General features: G+C 66.5%; 15 protein-coding genes. 10 read left to right on the top strand and 5 right to left on the bottom strand.

Going from position 1 to position 15,919, the window contains the following annotated elements; genetic code table 11:
* The first annotated feature begins 306 nt into the window (after positions 1-306).
* Positions 307-1,620, top strand: a complete 1,314-nt coding sequence (locus tag U9J23_RS21750; protein ID WP_059382847.1) for a bifunctional o-acetylhomoserine/o-acetylserine sulfhydrylase — start codon at positions 307-309, stop codon at positions 1,618-1,620.
* Positions 1,621-1,934: 314 nt separating this feature from the next.
* Positions 1,935-3,572, top strand: a complete 1,638-nt coding sequence (locus tag U9J23_RS21755) for a class I adenylate-forming enzyme family protein (RefSeq protein WP_272266130.1) — start codon at positions 1,935-1,937, stop codon at positions 3,570-3,572.
* Positions 3,573-3,588: 16 nt separating this feature from the next.
* Here U9J23_RS21755 and U9J23_RS21760 read toward each other — a convergent pair whose 3' ends face one another.
* Complete coding sequence (locus U9J23_RS21760) at positions 3,589-4,467, bottom strand: amidohydrolase family protein (protein WP_088898683.1); 879 nt, start codon at positions 4,465-4,467, stop codon at positions 3,589-3,591.
* Between the two features lie 173 nt (positions 4,468-4,640).
* Between U9J23_RS21760 and U9J23_RS21765 the strand changes: the two genes are divergently transcribed.
* From U9J23_RS21765 to U9J23_RS21780, 4 genes are all read left to right on the top strand, one after another.
* Entirely contained in the window at positions 4,641-5,645 is a 1,005-nt protein-coding gene (locus tag U9J23_RS21765; RefSeq protein ID WP_024102165.1) for a siderophore ABC transporter substrate-binding protein, read from the top strand.
* A gap of 107 nt (positions 5,646-5,752) precedes the next feature.
* Positions 5,753-6,733, top strand: a complete 981-nt coding sequence (locus tag U9J23_RS21770) for an ABC transporter permease (RefSeq protein ID WP_085470122.1) — start codon at positions 5,753-5,755, stop codon at positions 6,731-6,733.
* A complete protein-coding gene (locus tag U9J23_RS21775; RefSeq protein ID WP_085470121.1) occupies positions 6,726-7,826 on the top strand; it encodes an iron chelate uptake ABC transporter family permease subunit in 1,101 nt (366 codons plus the stop codon). The genes U9J23_RS21770 and U9J23_RS21775 overlap by 8 nt, the downstream gene beginning before the upstream one ends.
* Positions 7,823-8,578, top strand: coding sequence for an iron ABC transporter ATP-binding protein (locus U9J23_RS21780; protein ID WP_024102168.1), 756 nt, complete (start codon positions 7,823-7,825; stop codon positions 8,576-8,578). Before U9J23_RS21775 ends, U9J23_RS21780 begins: the two co-directional genes overlap by 4 nt.
* A 1-nt stretch (position 8,579) precedes the next feature.
* Here the strand turns inward: U9J23_RS21780 and U9J23_RS21785 are convergent, their stop codons facing one another.
* Positions 8,580-9,098 carry a ribonuclease H family protein gene (locus U9J23_RS21785; RefSeq protein WP_026061190.1) on the bottom strand — a complete coding sequence of 173 codons (519 nt, stop codon included), beginning with the start codon at positions 9,096-9,098 and terminating at the stop codon, positions 8,580-8,582.
* A 70-nt stretch (positions 9,099-9,168) separates the two neighbouring features.
* Here U9J23_RS21785 and U9J23_RS21790 point away from each other — a divergent pair, with 70 nt between their 5' ends.
* From U9J23_RS21790 to U9J23_RS21805, 4 genes are all read left to right on the top strand, one after another.
* Positions 9,169-10,131 (top strand): DNA-3-methyladenine glycosylase family protein, encoded by a 963-nt coding sequence (locus tag U9J23_RS21790; RefSeq protein ID WP_088898682.1) that lies wholly within the window; start codon positions 9,169-9,171, stop codon positions 10,129-10,131.
* A gap of 43 nt (positions 10,132-10,174) precedes the next feature.
* Entirely contained in the window at positions 10,175-10,654 is a 480-nt protein-coding gene (locus U9J23_RS21795; RefSeq protein WP_060650103.1) for a MarR family winged helix-turn-helix transcriptional regulator, read from the top strand.
* A gap of 111 nt (positions 10,655-10,765) precedes the next feature.
* On the top strand, positions 10,766-11,227 hold the full coding sequence (locus tag U9J23_RS21800; protein WP_016692483.1) for an acyl-CoA thioesterase: 462 nt from the start codon (positions 10,766-10,768) through the stop codon (positions 11,225-11,227).
* Between the two features lie 182 nt (positions 11,228-11,409).
* Positions 11,410-12,249: an alpha/beta fold hydrolase gene (locus U9J23_RS21805; protein ID WP_272265797.1), complete on the top strand. Its 840-nt coding sequence runs from the start codon at positions 11,410-11,412 to the stop codon at positions 12,247-12,249.
* Between the two features lie 85 nt (positions 12,250-12,334).
* Here the strand turns inward: U9J23_RS21805 and U9J23_RS21810 are convergent, their stop codons facing one another.
* The 3 genes from U9J23_RS21810 to U9J23_RS21820 are packed head-to-tail and all read right to left on the bottom strand — an operon-like array spanning position 12,335 to position 15,919.
* The gene (locus U9J23_RS21810) at positions 12,335-13,486 is read right to left on the bottom strand and encodes an acyl-CoA dehydrogenase family protein (protein ID WP_085470116.1); all 1,152 of its coding nucleotides are present in this window, start codon (positions 13,484-13,486) and stop codon (positions 12,335-12,337) included.
* 42 nt (positions 13,487-13,528) lie between these two features.
* A complete protein-coding gene (locus U9J23_RS21815; protein ID WP_085470115.1) occupies positions 13,529-15,046 on the bottom strand; it encodes an acyl-CoA synthetase in 1,518 nt (505 codons plus the stop codon).
* 57 nt (positions 15,047-15,103) lie between these two features.
* Entirely contained in the window at positions 15,104-15,919 is an 816-nt protein-coding gene (locus tag U9J23_RS21820) for an enoyl-CoA hydratase (protein ID WP_085470114.1), read from the bottom strand.

The raw sequence follows: 15,919 nt of genomic DNA on the forward strand, positions 1-15,919 counted from the left end.
GGTCACACCGGAAGGGGTACACACAGACTGTAGGTACTCCGGAGTCGGTTTCCCGACGAGAGTGAATTCCTATGAGTCTGGTCGGAATCGTGCGGACAGGTTATTGTCGGGACCGTGAGCAAGACGTACGAGCGCGCGAGCCGGTCGCCGCACCGTCGTGCCCCCCTGTCGTGTATCCGCGGGTGCCGGGCCCGCTGACCGCCGCACCCGTTCCCGCCCCCTCGATGCTGCCCGACGGCGTCGTGTCCGGGGTCCGAAGGTCAGCATGTCGACGATCAGAACACATCCCGAACCCGGAGCAGAGCCATGAGCGACACCACCCCTGAAACAACCGATCCCAGCGCGAACTGGAGCTTCGAGACCAAGCAGATCCACGTGGGCCAGCCCGCCGGTGGCGACACGAAGGCCCGGGCCCTGCCCATCTACCAGACCACCAGCTACACCTTCGACAACACCGATCACGCCGCGGCGCTGTTCGGTCTCGCCGAGCCGGGCAACATCTACACCCGCATCATGAACCCGACGCAGGACGCGGTCGAGCAGCGCATCGCCGCCCTCGAAGGTGGCGTCGCCGCCCTCCTGCTCGCGTCCGGACAGGCAGCCGAGACCTTCTCGATCCTCAACCTGGCGCAGGCCGGCGACCACATCGTGTCGAGCCCGTATCTCTACGGCGGCACCTACAACCTGTTCCACTACACCCTGCCCAAGCTCGGCATCGAGGTCACTTTCGTCGAGGATCCCGACAACCTCGACCAGTGGCGCGAGGCCATCCGCGACAACACCCGCGCGTTCTTCGGCGAGACGATCGCCAACCCGAAGAACCACATCCTCGACCTGCCCGGCATCTCGGGTGTCGCCCACGAGAACGGGCTGCCGCTGATCGTCGACAACACGGTCGCCACCCCCTACCTGCTCCGCCCGCTCGAGCACGGCGCCGACATCGTCGTGCACTCGGCCACCAAGTACCTCGGCGGTCACGGCACGGCCATCGCCGGTGTCATCGTCGACGGCGGCACGTTCGACTGGACGCAGGGCCGCCACGCCGGTTTCACCACCCCGGACCCGAGCTACCACGGTGTTGTCTTCGCCGACCTCGGCGCGCCTGCCTACGCGCTCAAGGCGCGCGTGCAGCTGTTGCGCGACATGGGCGCAGCGGTCTCCCCGTTCAACGCCTTCCTCATCTCGCAGGGCCTCGAGACGCTGAGCCTGCGCATCGAGCGGCATGTGGAGAACGCACAGAAGGTCGCCGAGTTCCTCGAGGGACGCCCGGAGGTCACCTCCGTCGCCTACGCCGGCCTGAAGTCCTCGCCGTGGTACGACCGCGCCCAGCAGCTCACCCCGCGCGGCGCCGGTGCGATCGTGGTGTTCGAGCTCTCCGGCGGCATCGACGCCGGCAAGCGCTTCGTCAACGCGCTGACCCTGCACAGCCACGTCGCGAACATCGGCGACGTCCGCTCGCTGGTCATCCACCCCGCGTCGACGACCCACTCACAGCTCACCGGCGAGGAGCAGATCGCCGCGGGTGTCACGCCGGGTCTCGTGCGACTCGCCGTGGGCATCGAGAACATCGACGACATCCTCGCCGACATCACCACCGGCCTCGAGGCTGCGGGCAGCTGACCCGAAGGATCGAAACAAGCGACGGCCCATCCCTTTTCGGGGTGGGCCGTCGCCCTTTCCGTTGGGATCGGGACACGACGACGAGCGCCCGGAAGCAGGTCGCACAAACCGGACGGTAGGCCGCAGGGGACGCGGCACACGGATGGTTCCCACTGATCGGGACGATGCTGGGGCGGCAGGCACGGGTCGGTGCATGGTGTGCAGACCGTCAGCGCGACCGAGCTTCGTAAACCCTGTGTACGCCCTGCTCCGCACATGCACCGTGCGGTCCCCCGAAAGGCGAATCCTTGGCAGCACCAGTAGATCTGCAGCAGATGATGCACACGGTCGTCTCCCGGCTCACCGGCCCGGGTGGCAGATTCGAGATCGTCGAGGAGGAGGTCCGCGGCAACCGCATGCCTGTGATGCGCAACCGCGATCGCCGGATCGGTGATCTCGTCGCCGCGTCCCGGCAGTGGGGCGACCGCGACTATCTCGTCACCGCAGATCGCCGCATCTCGTTCGCCGAACACGCCGATGCCGTCGCCGCCCTCGCCACCGCGCTGCGCGACGACTACGGCGTGCGCAAGGGCGATCGTGTGGCCGTGCTGGCCGCCAATTCACCCGAATGGGTCGTCACCTTCTGGGCCACCCAGTGCCTCGGCGCGATCACCGTCGGTCTCAACTCGTGGTGGACTCCGACCGAGATCACCTACGGGGTCGATCTCACCGCACCCAGGGTGATCGTCGCCGACGCCCGGCGCGCCGAACTGCTCGCCAGAGCCGACGTCTCGGGATTCGAACTGCTCACGATCGAGGACGACGTGCCGCGGATCGTGGCCGAGAGGTCCGGCTCGGAACTGCCGTCCGCGGATGTGGACGAGGACGATCCCGCGGTCATCCTGTTCACCAGCGGGACGAGCGGTCATCCCAAGGGTGCGCTGCACTCTCACCGCAACGTGCTCGCGGTGGTCGATTACCACCGCTACTCGGATGCGCTGGTGGCGGCGATGCACCAACGCTCTTACGACGATTCGGTGCCCAGCGACAACCGATACCTGTTGGCGTCACCGCTCTTCCACATCGCGAGCCTCCACAATCTCGCGATTCCGCGACTGGCGACGGGCAGTGCCGTCGTCATGACGCAGGGTGCCTTCGACGTCGACAAGGTGTTCGCGCTCATCGAGCAGGAGAAGGTGACCAACTGGGGTGCGGTGCCGACCATGGCCGCCCGCATGCTCGAACACGAGGATCCCGACCGGTACGACCTGTCGTCGCTCACCGCGTTCGCTCTCGCGTCGGCGCCGTCTTCCCCTGCATTGAAGCAGCGGCTGCGCGAGAAGTTCCCCTTCGCCGGACAGGCGCTCGTGGACAGCTACGGGCTGACCGAGTGCAGCACCGCCGTCGCCGTCGCCACGGCCCCCGAACTCGAGGCGTTCCCGGGCACCCTCGGCAGTCCCATCATCACGGTGAGCCTGGAGATCCGTGATCCGTTCGGCGAACGGGTGCCCGACGGCGACGAGGGCGAGGTGTGTGTTCGCAGCCCGTACGTGATGCTCGGGTACTGGGAGGATCCGGAGGCCACCGATGCCTCGATCACCTCCGACGGGTGGTTGCGCACCGGGGACTACGGCACGATCGAGAACGGACGCCTGCGGCTCACGGGTCGCCGGTCCGATCTCATCCTGCGCGGCGGCGAGAACGTCTATCCGACGGAGATCGAACAGCGCCTCGACGAGCACCCCGACGTCGTCGAGAGCGCCGTGATCGGCGTGGACCACGAGGATCTGGGGCAGGAGGTCGCGGCCGTCGTCGTGCTGCGACCCGGCAGCGCGATCACCGAGGACGAGTTGCGAGCCTTCTGCGCCGAGCGACTGGCCTACTACAAGGTGCCCACAGTTTGGCGGATCACGCGGGATCTACTCCCCCGCAACGCGACCGGCAAGATCATCCGACGCTCGATCACCGTCTGATCGGCGAGCACACCGGTCACCCGTCCAGCCCGAACAGCGACGTGGCATTCTCGCGGCACACCGCGCGGATCCACTCGCTGTCGGGCGCGACACGTTCGAGCACCTCGAGCTGATGGAGGTAGCTGTACGGGATGTTCGGAAAATCCGTGCCGAGCAAGATCTTCCGTCGTAATGCGTCCAGACGCGGAAGCTGATCTTCCGGGAAGGGTGTGTCCTCCTCGACGAAATCGGTGAACGCCATAGTCGTGTCGAGATACACCCGCTCGTATTGCTCGGCGAGGTCGAGGAACTCGCGGTACTCGGGCAGACCCATGTGCGCGACGATCACCGTCAGCTGCGGGTACCGGCGCATGAGCTCCTGCATCGGGGCGGGACCGGTGTACGTGCCGGGCGCCGGGCCCGACCCGCAGTGCACGACGATCGGCACGCCCGAGTCCTCGAGCAGGCCCCACACGTCGTCGAGGAGCGGGTCGAGCGGCGAGTAGTCGCCGACCTGGATGTGGGATTTGAACACACGCGCGCCCGCCTCGATCGCCGACGCGACGTACTTCTTCGCCTCGGCCTCCGGATAGAAGGTGGCGGTGTGGAGGCAGTCGGGGGTCCGGGCCGCGAAGTCGGCGGCCCACGAGTTGAGCCACGCCGCCATCTCCGGCTTGTGCGGGTACAGCATGGCGGTGAACCTGTGCACCCCGAAGTCGCGGAGACGCGCGACGCGTTCCTCCTCGTCGTGCCGGTAGGTGATCGGCCAGGGCCGTCCGACGAGCGGACCTGCGGAGTCGAAATACGCCCAGACCTTGTCCATGACCTGGCGGGGCATGAAGTGGGTGTGAACATCGATGAGGTCGTCGACGCCGTGACGGCGCCGGAACTGCGCTACCTGTTCGATTTCGTTCACGGTGCGACCGTACCGAAGTGACGCCGACCGAGGGGACCCGGCAGAAAAATACCAGGTCACAGGTGACATCCGACCCAGCACCGGACATTCCCCGAGGTTAGGCTAAGCTAACCATCACATAGGGTGTCCTAAATGCCTTATCCATTCCCTGTGATCGAACCCAAGGAACATCGATGAACGCATCCCGCCTGTACCGAGGTGCCGTACTCGGCACCCTGGCTGCCCTCGCCCTGACGGCATGCTCGAGCGACCCGGCCACCGAGTCGTCCGACACCGCCGCCGCCACCGTCACGGTCGAGGACAACTTCGGTACGCAGACCGTCACCGTGCCGCCCAAGTCCGTGGTCGCCACCGACAACGGCACGTTCGAGACGCTCGATACGTGGGGCGTTCCCCTCGCCGCAGGCGCGGTCTCGCTGATGCCGAAGACGATCTCCTACACCGAGGACGACAGCATCGTCGATCTGGGATCGCATCGTGAACCCAATCTTGAAGCCGTCGTCGCGGTCGAGCCGGATCTGATCATCAACGGCGGGCGCTACGCGCAGTTCAGGGAGCAGTTCGAGGAGCTCGCACCGGACGCCACCATCGTCGAGGTCGCGCCGCGCGACGGCGAGGACTTCGCCGAGGAACTCAAGCGCGGCACCACTGTCCTCGGTGAGATCTTCGCCAAGGAAGCGGAGGCACAGGAACTCAACGACGCGTTGGACGCGTCGATTGCCCGCGTCCAGGCCGCATACTCTCCGGATCAGTCGGTGATGGGTCTGATCGTCTCCGGCGGCGAGATCGGTTACGTCGCCCCGAGCACCGGGCGCACCATCGGCCCCATGTTCGACATCTTCGGCCTCACCCCGGCTCTCGAGGTTCCCGAAGGCACCGACAACCACCAGGGTGATGACATCTCCGTCGAAGCTATCGCCGCATCCAACCCGGGCCTGATCATCGTCATGGACCGTGACGCGGGTACCTCGACCGGTGGCGGCCCCGACTACGTGCCGGCGACCACGGTCATCAACGACTCGCAGGCACTGCAGAACGTGAAGGCAGTCCAGGAGGGCAACATCATCTACCTGCCCGCCGACACCTACACCAACGAGAGCATCCAGACCTACACGGAGTTCTTCAACTCCCTGGCGGACCTGCTCGAGAAGAACGCGCAGACCGCAGAGAACAAGTGACCTCCGCGCAGAGCGCAACGAAGTACTGAATTCACAGCGTCGACCGCCGTGGACTCGGCCGCGAGCCGGGTCCACGGCCGACGTGCTTCCGGAGCAGAGATGCCGAAATGACGACCCAAGCCCTACCGTCCCGAACGCGGGAAAGACTTTTCGACCGGAAACTGCTGCTGGGTTTCCTCGGCGTCGGCGCCCTGCTGATCGCCTCACTGTTCACCGGGGTGTTCGACATCTTCGGCGGTGACTTCGGCTGGGAGATGTTCAACATCACCCGCGTCCCTCGCACGATCGCCCTGGTGCTGGCCGGGGCTGCGATGGCGATGTCCGGACTCGTCATGCAGTTGCTCACCCAGAACCGCTTCGTCGAACCGACGACCACCGGCACGACGGAGTGGGCAGGATTGGGGTTGCTGATCATGATGATCGTCGTCCCGACCGCAGGTCTTCTGCCCAGAATGATCGGCGCCGTCGTGGCGGCCTTCATCGGAACGATGATCTTCTTCCTGTTCCTCCGGCGAGTGCAACTGTCCTCGTCGCTGATCGTGCCCATCGTCGGCATCATGCTGGGCGCCGTCGTCGGCTCCATCACCACCTACATCGCTCTCGCCACCGACAAACTCCAGAGCCTGGGCATCTGGTTCGCGGGGAGTTTCACGTCGATCATCAAGGGCCAGTACGAGGTTCTCTGGATCGTCGCGGTCGTCGCGGTCCTGGTGTTCATCGCCGCCGACCGATTCACCGTCGCCGGTCTCGGTGAGGACGTCGCGACCAACGTCGGCCTGAACTACAACCGCATCATCCTGCTGGGAACCGGCCTCATCGCGATTGCCACCGGAGTGGTCACCGTCGTGGTCGGTTCGCTTCCCTTCCTCGGGCTCATCGTCCCCAACATCGTGTCGATGTTCCGCGGCGACGATCTGCGCAGCAATCTCCCCTGGGTCTGCCTGCTCGGTATCGCCATCGTGACCGTCTGCGACCTGATCGGCCGGACGATCATCATGCCGTTCGAGATCCCGGTATCACTCATCCTCGGCGTCATCGGCTCCGTCGTCTTCATCGCCATGCTTCTGCGGAGTCGCCGCAATGTCTGACATCACCGAGTCGATCTCCCCGGCAGAATCGATCCCCACGGCATCGATCCCCACAGCTCCGCCGACCGCCGCGACGGCAACAAGGGCCGAGCGCACAGGCTCCGGCGCATTCGCGACCGCGCGACAGCTACGCCGCTACTGGATTCTCGTGGGGACTCTCACGCTCCTCTCGGTCGTCATCGCCGTGGGCATCGTGACCTGGGACAATCCGATGCCCTTCGGGACCGCAGGCTTCTGGCGGATCACGCAGATGCGCGCGACCAACCTGGTCGTGATCGCGATCGTCGTCGTCTGCCAGGCCGTTGCGACGGTCTCGTTCCAATCTGCGACGAACAACCGCATCATCACCCCGTCGATCATGGGATTCGAGGCCCTCTACGTCGCGATCCAGACCGCCGCCGTCTTCTTCCTGGGCGCGGTCGGAGTCACGGCGCTCACGGGGGTGCCGCAGTTCGCACTCATGGTCGTATTGATGGTCGGCTTCTCGCTGATGCTCTACGGATGGCTGCTCTCCGGCAAGTACGGGAACATGCAGGTGATGCTCCTCGTCGGCATCGTCCTGGGTGGCGGTCTCGGATCCGTGGCGACCTTCATGCAGCGCATGCTCACCCCCAGCGAGTTCGACATCCTCACCGCCAAGCTGTTCGGGTCGGTCTCCAATGCGGATGCCTCCTACCTACCGCTGGCGATCCCGCTCTGTATCGGGGCGGCAGGAACACTGTGGTGGCGTTCCCGCAGACTCAACATCATTGCGCTGGGCAAGGACGTCACCACGAATCTCGGCCTGGACCACCGCCGAGAGATCATGCTCGTACTGTTTCTCGTGTCGGTCCTCATGGCCACCACCACCGCGCTCGTCGGCCCGCTGACGTTCCTCGGCTTCCTCGTCGCGACGTTGGCCTACCAGTTCGCGACCACACACGATCACCGCTTCGTGTTCCCGGTGGCGATCCTGACCGGGTTCGTCATCCTCGGGGGCGCCTACTTCGTTCTGAAGAACATCTTCTACGCAGAGGGTGCCGTGTCCATCATCATCGAGGCCGTCGGCGGCACGGCCTTCCTCTACGTGATCCTTCGGAAGGGCAGACTGTGATCGAGATCAAGGGTCTCCGTAAGGAATACAGCAAGACGGTCACGATCGGTGAGATCGATCTGACCATTCCCGCAGGCGGCATCACGGCCCTGGTCGGACCGAACGGTGCGGGCAAGTCGACGATGCTGACCATCGTGGGCCGCTTGCTCGGGGCCGACGCCGGCACCATCGAGATCGCCGGCTACGACGTGTCGAGCACTGCCTCGAAGGACCTCGCGAAGATCGTCTCGATCCTCCGCCAGGAGAACCACTTCGTCACCCGCCTGACGGTGCGGCAACTCGTCGGGTTCGGCCGATACCCGCACTCGAAGGGCCGACTCACCCGCAAGGACGAGGAGGCCATCAGCAACGCCATCGAGTTCTTCGACCTCACCGACCTCGAACACCGCTACCTGGACCAACTGTCCGGAGGACAACGCCAGCGAGCCTATGTGGCCATGGTGCTGTGCCAGGACACCGACTACATCCTCCTGGACGAACCGCTGAACAACCTGGACATGAAGCATTCGGTCCAGATGATGAAGCATCTTCACAAGGTGGCCGTCGAATTGGGGCGCACGGTCGTCATCGTGCTGCACGACATCAATTTCGCAGGCCACTACGCGGACCGGATCTGCGCGATGAAGGACGGCAAGGTCGTCGAGTTCGGAACCCCGGAAGAGATCTTGGTGGACGAGACCTTGACGCGCGTCTTCGATACTCCGGTGACGTGCGTCGAAGGACCCAACGGCCGCCTCGCCGTCTACTACTGACTCAGAACAAGGTCAGTTCGGCGTCGTCGGCGCGCTTCGGCGGCTTGTGCGCGACCACGGGCGTGCTGGGCACCTCGATCGGTCCGGGCTTCGCCGCGATCTCGCGGGCGGCCTGGCCGGCGAGCGTGTCGGCCATCTCGTTGAAGTGGTTGCCGACGTGCCCGCGCACCCAGCGGAACCGCACCGGACCGGTGCGGTCGGTGAGCTCGCGGTCGATGGCGCGCACAAGTTCGAGGTTCTTCACCGGCGCGCCGGTGGCCGTCTTCCAGCCCTTGCGCTTCCATCCGGGCAGCCATTCGGAGGCGCACTTGATCGCGTACTGCGAATCGGATTCGATGATCATCGGCTCGGCGCCGGGATGCGCCCGCAGCGCCTCGAGCACCGCCCGGAGCTCGGCGATCTGGTTCGTGCCCGAACGCTCACCGCCCGACGCGCTGGGCCCCTCGTGATTGACCCACGCCCACCCGATGGCGCCACCGGGATTGCGAAGGCAGGATCCGTCGGTGCTCACGATGATCATGCGCCCGACCATAGCCGCACCCTCCGACACCACGAAAGTCGGCTCCAGCGCCCCGGAGTACGGTAGGACGGTGACCGTGTCCGACGAGCGAGGCCGTCGCATCGCGAGCGTGGCGGACGAAGCACCTCTCGACACCCGCGTGCGCGTGCCGTGGCCCGTCGATGTTGTGCGCACCCTGCGCCCGCTGCAGCGTGGGCCGTGGGATCCGTGTCATCGGGTCGTCGCAGGCGCCGTCTGGCGCACCTCCCGCATGGACACCGGTGCCGTGACGTATCGGCTCACCCAGGACGGCCCGCACGGTGCGCGGTGCCTGGCGTGGGGCCCGGGCGCATCCGAGCTGGGCGATCAGCTTCCGGCGCTGCTCGGCGCCGACGACGACCCGTCCGGCTTCGTACCCGAGCATCCCCTGCTCGTCGAGGCGCACCGACGCATGCCCGCCCTGCGCATCACCCGCACGGGCCGGGTGCTCGAATCCCTGGTGCCGGCCGTCCTGGAACAGCGGGTGCACGGGGTGGCGGCGTTCGCGTCCTGGCGTCGTCTCGTCACGTGGTTCGGCGATCCGGCGCCCGGCCCGGCCCCGGAGGGCATGCGCGTGCCGCCCTCCGCGGAGACCTGGCGGACCGTACCGTCCTGGGAGTTCCACCGGGCGAACGTCGACCCCGGCCGCGCACGCACCGTGGTGCGGTGCGCGCAGGTCGCCGACTCGCTCGAACGTCTCGTCCACGAACCGTCCGCCGACGCCCGGCGGAAGCTGCGGGTCGTTCCGGGAGTGGGCGTGTGGACGGCCGCGGAGGTCGCCCAGCGCGCGTTCGGCGACACCGATGCGCTCTCCGTCGGCGACTACCACCTCGCGAAGGTCGTCGGATGGGCACTGCTCGGCCGTCCCCTCGACGACCCCGGCATGATCGAATATCTCGAACCGCTACGCCCGCAACGTTATCGGGCCGTTCGATTGATCGTGGAGTCCGGTGGGTACGCGCGGGTTCCGAAGCGCGGGCCTCGCACCCCGATCACCGACCATCGTCGGCGGTGACGGGGTCTCGATCCGGCGCGCCCGTCCTCGTAGACTCGGTCACATGTCCGCCACCCACGACGCGGCCGGCCCCGATCGGCTCGGACACCTCCCGAGCTATCTGATGACCCAGGCGGCGCGACACGTGCATCGCGTCGTGTTCGATCGCCTCGACTCCGCCGATGCCCGCGGTCACCACTACCGGATCCTGGCCGCCCTCGAGGAATACGGTCCGTCCAGTCAGATCGACCTCGCCCGTCGCTGCGGCCTCGATCGCAGCGACGTCGCCGCCGCCGTCGACGCACTCGTCGACCGTCGTTTCGTCGTACGCGCCGCCGACCCCACCGATCGGCGACGCAACATCATCACCCTCCCCCAGCGCGGGCGCCGACGACTGTTCGATCTCGACCGGATGCTCACCGCGGCGCAGGACGAGGCGTTCGCTCCCCTCGACGCAGCCGAACGCGCACAGCTCACCGCGATGCTGACCAGGATTGTCGAGTATCACACCAGGCCTGCGCCGATTTCCGCGCAGCAGTCGTAGGCTTGTAGAGGTGCATCCGACGGAGATCCCGCCGCGAGCACGATCTACGAAAGGACCTTCGGCGTGCAGGCCAAACCTTGCCGAGAATCACGAGTCGTCAAGACCAGCAGGGTGTTTCCCAACGACGTCAACGACCACAACACGTTGTTCGGCGGGAAGCTGATGAGCGACATCGACATGACCGCGTCGATCTCGGCGACACGTCACAGTCGCGCGTCGGTTGTGACGGCGTCGACCGACTCCGTGGCCTTCCTCGAACCCGTTCGCCCGTCCGATTCGGTGTGCCTCGAATCGTTCGTGACCTGGACCGGACGCAGCTCGATGGAGGTCTTCGTCAAGGTCACCGCCGAGGATCTGCGCAGCGGTGAGCGACGCATCGCCGCCACCGCCTTCCTCACCTTCGTCGCGGTCGACGACGGCGGTCGCCCCATGCAAGTGCCGCCGGTGCTGCCCGAATCCGACGAGGAGCGCAAGCTCAACGAGTCCGGTGACGAGCGGGCGGAGCACCGCCGCATGCACCGCGCGCAGAGCCAGGAGATGGCGAAGTACCTCACCACCAGCCGACCGTGGTGAGGTAGGGCCGTACCCACCCACCGTCGAGTCGTAATCGACCGATCCCCACACGCGTATCGCAGAGCCCGGCACCACGCTGAACACTGTCCACGTGGTGAATAAGTCTGCCGGATGCGTGAAATCGCGGCGCGCGGCGCGGAGTTGTGGAAATATCTCGACCACTCGACGCGAAGGGGGATCGCGTGTTCGACATCGAGCTTTCGGCAGGAACGATCGAGTACGAGGACACCGGCGGCGACGGACCGGTTCTCGTGTTCATTCACGGCCTTCTGATGGACGGCACCGGGTGGCGGCACGTCGTCGAACAACTCCGCGGCACCTACCGATGCATCGTGCCGACCTGGCCTCTCGGCTCGCACCGCATACCGATGCGTCCGGAGGCAGACCTCACCCTCGTCGGAATGGGCCATCTCATCGGGGAGTTCCTCGAGGCCCTCGATCTGCGTGACGTCACGCTGATCCAGAACGATTGGGGCGGCGCCCAGGCCTTCCTCGCCGTGTCGAATCCCGAACGGGTCTCGCGACTGGTGCTCGCCGCGTGCGAGGCATTCGACAATTACCCTCCCGGCCCGGTCAAACTGCTCCTGCCGCTGGTCAGGATTCCCGGCGGGGTGCGCCTGCTCATGGCGGTGCTCGCCACGAAATTCGGGCGACGAGGACCCGGCACCTGGGGATGGATGAGCAAACGTCCGGTACCCGGACCTGTCATGGATGCCTGGTTCCACCCGGCCACCGTCGACCGGAACATCCGGCGTGATCTCGCCAAGTACGCGCCCTCGGCTCCGCCCAAGCAACAACTGCTCGAGATCGCTGCGAAGGCGGCGCAGTTCTCCGGTCCGGTGCTGGTCGTGTGGGCCACCGAGGACCGCATGATGCCCCGCGATCACGGACGACGCCTCGCCGAGGCCTTCCCCGACGCGCGACTCGTCGAAATCGACGACAGCTACACCTTGCTGGCCGAAGACCAGCCCGAGAAACTCACCGCGGCGATCCGAGAGTTCCTGACCAACACGGCCGGTTGAGACATCCTGCATTCGGAAACGACTCGGCGCCCGGTGCAGCCGAGTGTCGACTGGACCGGACGCCGGGTAGTTCCGAACCGAGCGCTTACAGCGCCCGCGCGATGATCTGCTTCATGACCTCGTTCGCGCCGGCGTAGATCCGCTGGACGCGCGCGTCCTCGTACATCCGCGCGATGAGGTATTCGCGCATGTAGCCGTAGCCACCGTGCAGCTGCACGCACCGGTCGATGACCTCGCACTGCTTGTCGGTCAGCCAGTACTTGACCATCGCAGCATCGGACGGATCGAGTCGGCCCTTCAGGTGCTGCTCGATGCAGTGGTCGAGGAAGATGCGGCAGGTGCGGGCGATGGTCTGGCACTCGGCGAGTTCGAAGGCCGTGTTCTGGAACTCGAACAGGCTGTGCCCGAACGCCTGTCGCGCCTTGGTGTAGCGGACGGTCTCCTCGACGGCCCGGTCCATCGCACCGGCGGCCTGCGCGCCGATGATCAGACGTTCCTGCACGAGCTGTGCCATGAGCTGACCGAAGCCGAGACCTTCGGATTCGCCGAGCAGGTTCGTCACGGGCACGCGCACGTCGACGAACGACAGCTCGGAGGTGTCGGCGGCGTGCTGACCGACCTTGTCGAGCACACGGCCCACCGAGAAGCCCGGGGCGTCACGGAGATCCACGATGAGCAGCGACACACCCTTGGCGCCGGCCTTCGGGTCGGTCTTGACGGCGAGGACTATGACGTCGGCCGAGGAACCGTTGGTGATGAAGGTCTTCGAGCCGTTGACGACGTAGTGGTCACCGTCGCGCACCGCGGTGGTCTTGATCGCCTTGAGGTCCGAACCCGCGCCGGGTTCGGTCATGCCGATGGCACCGAGGATCTCGCCGGTGGCCATGCCCGGAAGCCACGTCTTCTTCTGCTCCTCGTTGCCGTATTCGAGGATGTAGTGCGCGACGATGCCGCTGTGCACGGAGTTGCCGAACGCGAGATCGCCGGAGTAGCCCTGCGCGTCGAACACCGCGAGGTCGTGCGCGAAGGTACCGCCGCCTCCGCCGTACTCCTCGGGGATCGAGCAGCACAGCAGACCGAGCTTGCCGGCCTCGAGCCACACCTCACGATCGATACGACGCTGCGAATCCCACTTCTCGGCCTTGCCCATGACCTCGCGATCGAAGAACTCGCGCGCGAGATCGTAGACGGCAGAGACCTCGTCGTCGTACCAGGAGGCGACGTGCTTCTTCGGCATCGGGTTCAGATTTCCTTTTCGCAGTGTTCAGGTTCGGAGTGGTCAGGATCCGCGCAGTTCGCGCTTGAGGAGCTTGCCGCTCTGGTTACGCGGCAGGACGTCGACGAAGCGAACGGCCTTGGGCACCTTGAACGGTGCGAGGCGCTGCTTGACGTGGTCGATCAAGGTGGGCTCGTCGAGCTCGTGACCGTCCTTGAGGACGACCACCGCGGTCACCGCTTCGATCCACTTCTCGTCCGGAGTACCGATCACCGCGACCTCCGCGACGGCCGGGTGCGTGTAGATCGCGTCCTCGACCTCCCGTGAGGCGACGAGGATGCCGCCGGTGTTGATGACGTCCTTGATGCGGTCGACGACGGTGATGAAACCTTCGGCGTCGCGGGTGACGAGATCGCCGGAGTGGAACCAGCCGTCGCGGAATGCCTCCTCCGTCGCGGCGGGGTTCTCCCAGTAGCCGAGGCACAACTGCGGTGAGCGGTACAGGATCTCACCGGGTTCGCCGTCGGGGACGTCGTTGCCGTCGGCGTCGACGACGCGGGTCTCGACGAACAGCACGGCCCGGCCGCACGAGGCGGGACGCGCGTCGTGCCCCTCGGGACGGAGGACGGTGGCGAGCGGGCCGATCTCGGACTGCCCGAAGCAGTTGTAGAAGCCGAGCTCGGGGTAGCGGCCACGGAGTCGCTCGAGGACGGTGACCGGCATGATCGACGCGCCGTACTGCGCCTTGCGCAGCGACGACAGGTCGCGCTTGTCGAGGTCGGGATGGTTGGTCAGCGGCACCCACACCGTCGGGGCGAGGAACAGCGATCCGATGCGCTCCTCCTCCACCAGCCGCAGGATCTCGGCGACGTCGGGTGCGGGCAGCAGCCGCACGGTCGCGCCGACCGCGAAGTACGGGATGAGGAAGACGTGCATCGCCGCGGAGTGGTAGAGCGGCATGCACACGAGCGGGTCGTCGCCGGCCGACAGATCGAGCGCCTCGATCGACGACATGTATTCGAAGGTGAGCGCCCGGTGGGTCATCATGGCGCCCTTGGGCTTCGACGTCGTGCCCGAGGTGTAGAGGAGCTGGACGAGGTCGGTGTCGGCCACGGCGACGTCGAGCGTCGGCACGTCGCCGGTCTGCGCGACCGTCACCAGGGAGTCGTCGGCGTCGCGGAGCGGGACGACGGTCTCGGCCGGCACGTCGGCCAGGACGGCGTCGAGGTTGTCGCGCAACACGGGGTCGACGAGCACTGCCTTCGCGCCCGACTGACCGAGCAGGTACGACAGTTCCTCGCCGCGCAGCGCGTAGTTGATCGGCACGTGCACCAGGCCGGCGCGGGCAGCGGCGAGATATCCGATCGCGTAGCCGTCGGAGTTGGTGCCGTAGGCGGCCACGCGGTCGCCCTTGGTCAGGCCCAAGGAGAGCAGGTGCGCAGCGGCACGGGTGACGGCGTCGTCGAGTTCCCGGTAGGTGAACTGCCGGTCGCCGAAGCGGAGTGCGACGCGGGCGGGATAGCGCGCGGCGGTGCGGTGGAGGATGCCGTCGACGGTGCTCTGACGCGGATCGGGGGTCATGCAGCGAACTTTATAGGACGTCCAACCAACTAGTCCAGACTTAGCGATCGCTCGGGATCAGCGGTCCTTCCAGACCGGTGCGCGCTTCTCGAGGAAGGCCGTCATCCCCTCCTGCGCGTCGTCGATCATGGCGTTCGACGCCATCGTCTCCGCCATCGCGGCATAGGCCGTCTCCTGCGGCAGATCGATCTGCCGGTAGAACGCCTCCTTGCCGATCCGCATCGTCTCGGGGGACGACGTTGCGATCTTCAGGGCGAGTTCGGTGGTCGCGGTCTCCAGCGTCTCCGGTTCGACGACGTAGTTCACCAGTCCCCAGTCGGCGGCGGTCTGCGCGTCGATGGTGTCGCCGGTCAGCAGCATCTGCAGCGCCCGCTTGCGGCCGATCGCACGGCTGACCGCGACCATCGGCGTCGAGCAGAACAACCCGATCCGCACCCCGGGGGTGCCGAAGCGGGCATCGGAGGCGGCCACCGCGAGATCGCACGATGCGACGAGCTGGCATCCCGCCGCGAGCGCCGTGCCCTGCACCGATGCGATCACCGGTTGAGGGATCGACTGCACCGTCCGCATCATCTCGTTGCACGTCTCGAAGATCGCGCGTTCCTCGTCGAGCGTGCGTCCGATCATCTGCCGCAGGTCGTGCCCGGCCGAGAACACCGGGCCTTCCGCGCGGACCACGATCACCTTCGAGTCGGCCGCGAGCGCCGTCAGACCGGCGATGACCTCGCGCATCGTCTCCACCGACAGCGGGTTGCGCTGCTTCGGGCGGTCGAGGGTGAGCACCCCGATACCGCTGGCCTCGTCGACAGCGATGAGCACGGGCGGGGGCAGGGTGTCGACGGCGTCGGGGCCGTCCGCAGAGCGATCCGTCAC

This window comes from Rhodococcus sp. PD04 (assembly GCF_035918275.1).
Lineage (GTDB): Bacteria > Actinomycetota > Actinomycetes > Mycobacteriales > Mycobacteriaceae > Rhodococcus > Rhodococcus rhodochrous.

What these genes read in the sequence shown, in the direction of transcription:
- U9J23_RS21785 (WP_026061190.1), bottom strand. Translation starts at nt 9,098, where the DNA reads ATGATCATCGTGAGCACCGACGGATCCTGCCTTCGCAATCCCGGTGGC.
- U9J23_RS21755 (WP_272266130.1), top strand. Translation starts at nt 1,935, where the DNA reads ATGATGCACACGGTCGTCTCCCGGCTCACCGGCCCGGGTGGCAGATTC.
- U9J23_RS21775 (WP_085470121.1), top strand. Translation starts at nt 6,726, where the DNA reads ATGTCTGACATCACCGAGTCGATCTCCCCGGCAGAATCGATCCCCACG.
- U9J23_RS21770 (WP_085470122.1), top strand. Translation starts at nt 5,753, where the DNA reads ATGACGACCCAAGCCCTACCGTCCCGAACGCGGGAAAGACTTTTCGAC.
- U9J23_RS21750 (WP_059382847.1), top strand. Translation starts at nt 307, where the DNA reads ATGAGCGACACCACCCCTGAAACAACCGATCCCAGCGCGAACTGGAGC.
- U9J23_RS21810 (WP_085470116.1), bottom strand. Translation starts at nt 13,486, where the DNA reads ATGCCGAAGAAGCACGTCGCCTCCTGGTACGACGACGAGGTCTCTGCC.
- U9J23_RS21795 (WP_060650103.1), top strand. Translation starts at nt 10,175, where the DNA reads ATGTCCGCCACCCACGACGCGGCCGGCCCCGATCGGCTCGGACACCTC.
- U9J23_RS21815 (WP_085470115.1), bottom strand. Translation starts at nt 15,046, where the DNA reads ATGACCCCCGATCCGCGTCAGAGCACCGTCGACGGCATCCTCCACCGC.
- U9J23_RS21765 (WP_024102165.1), top strand. Translation starts at nt 4,641, where the DNA reads ATGAACGCATCCCGCCTGTACCGAGGTGCCGTACTCGGCACCCTGGCT.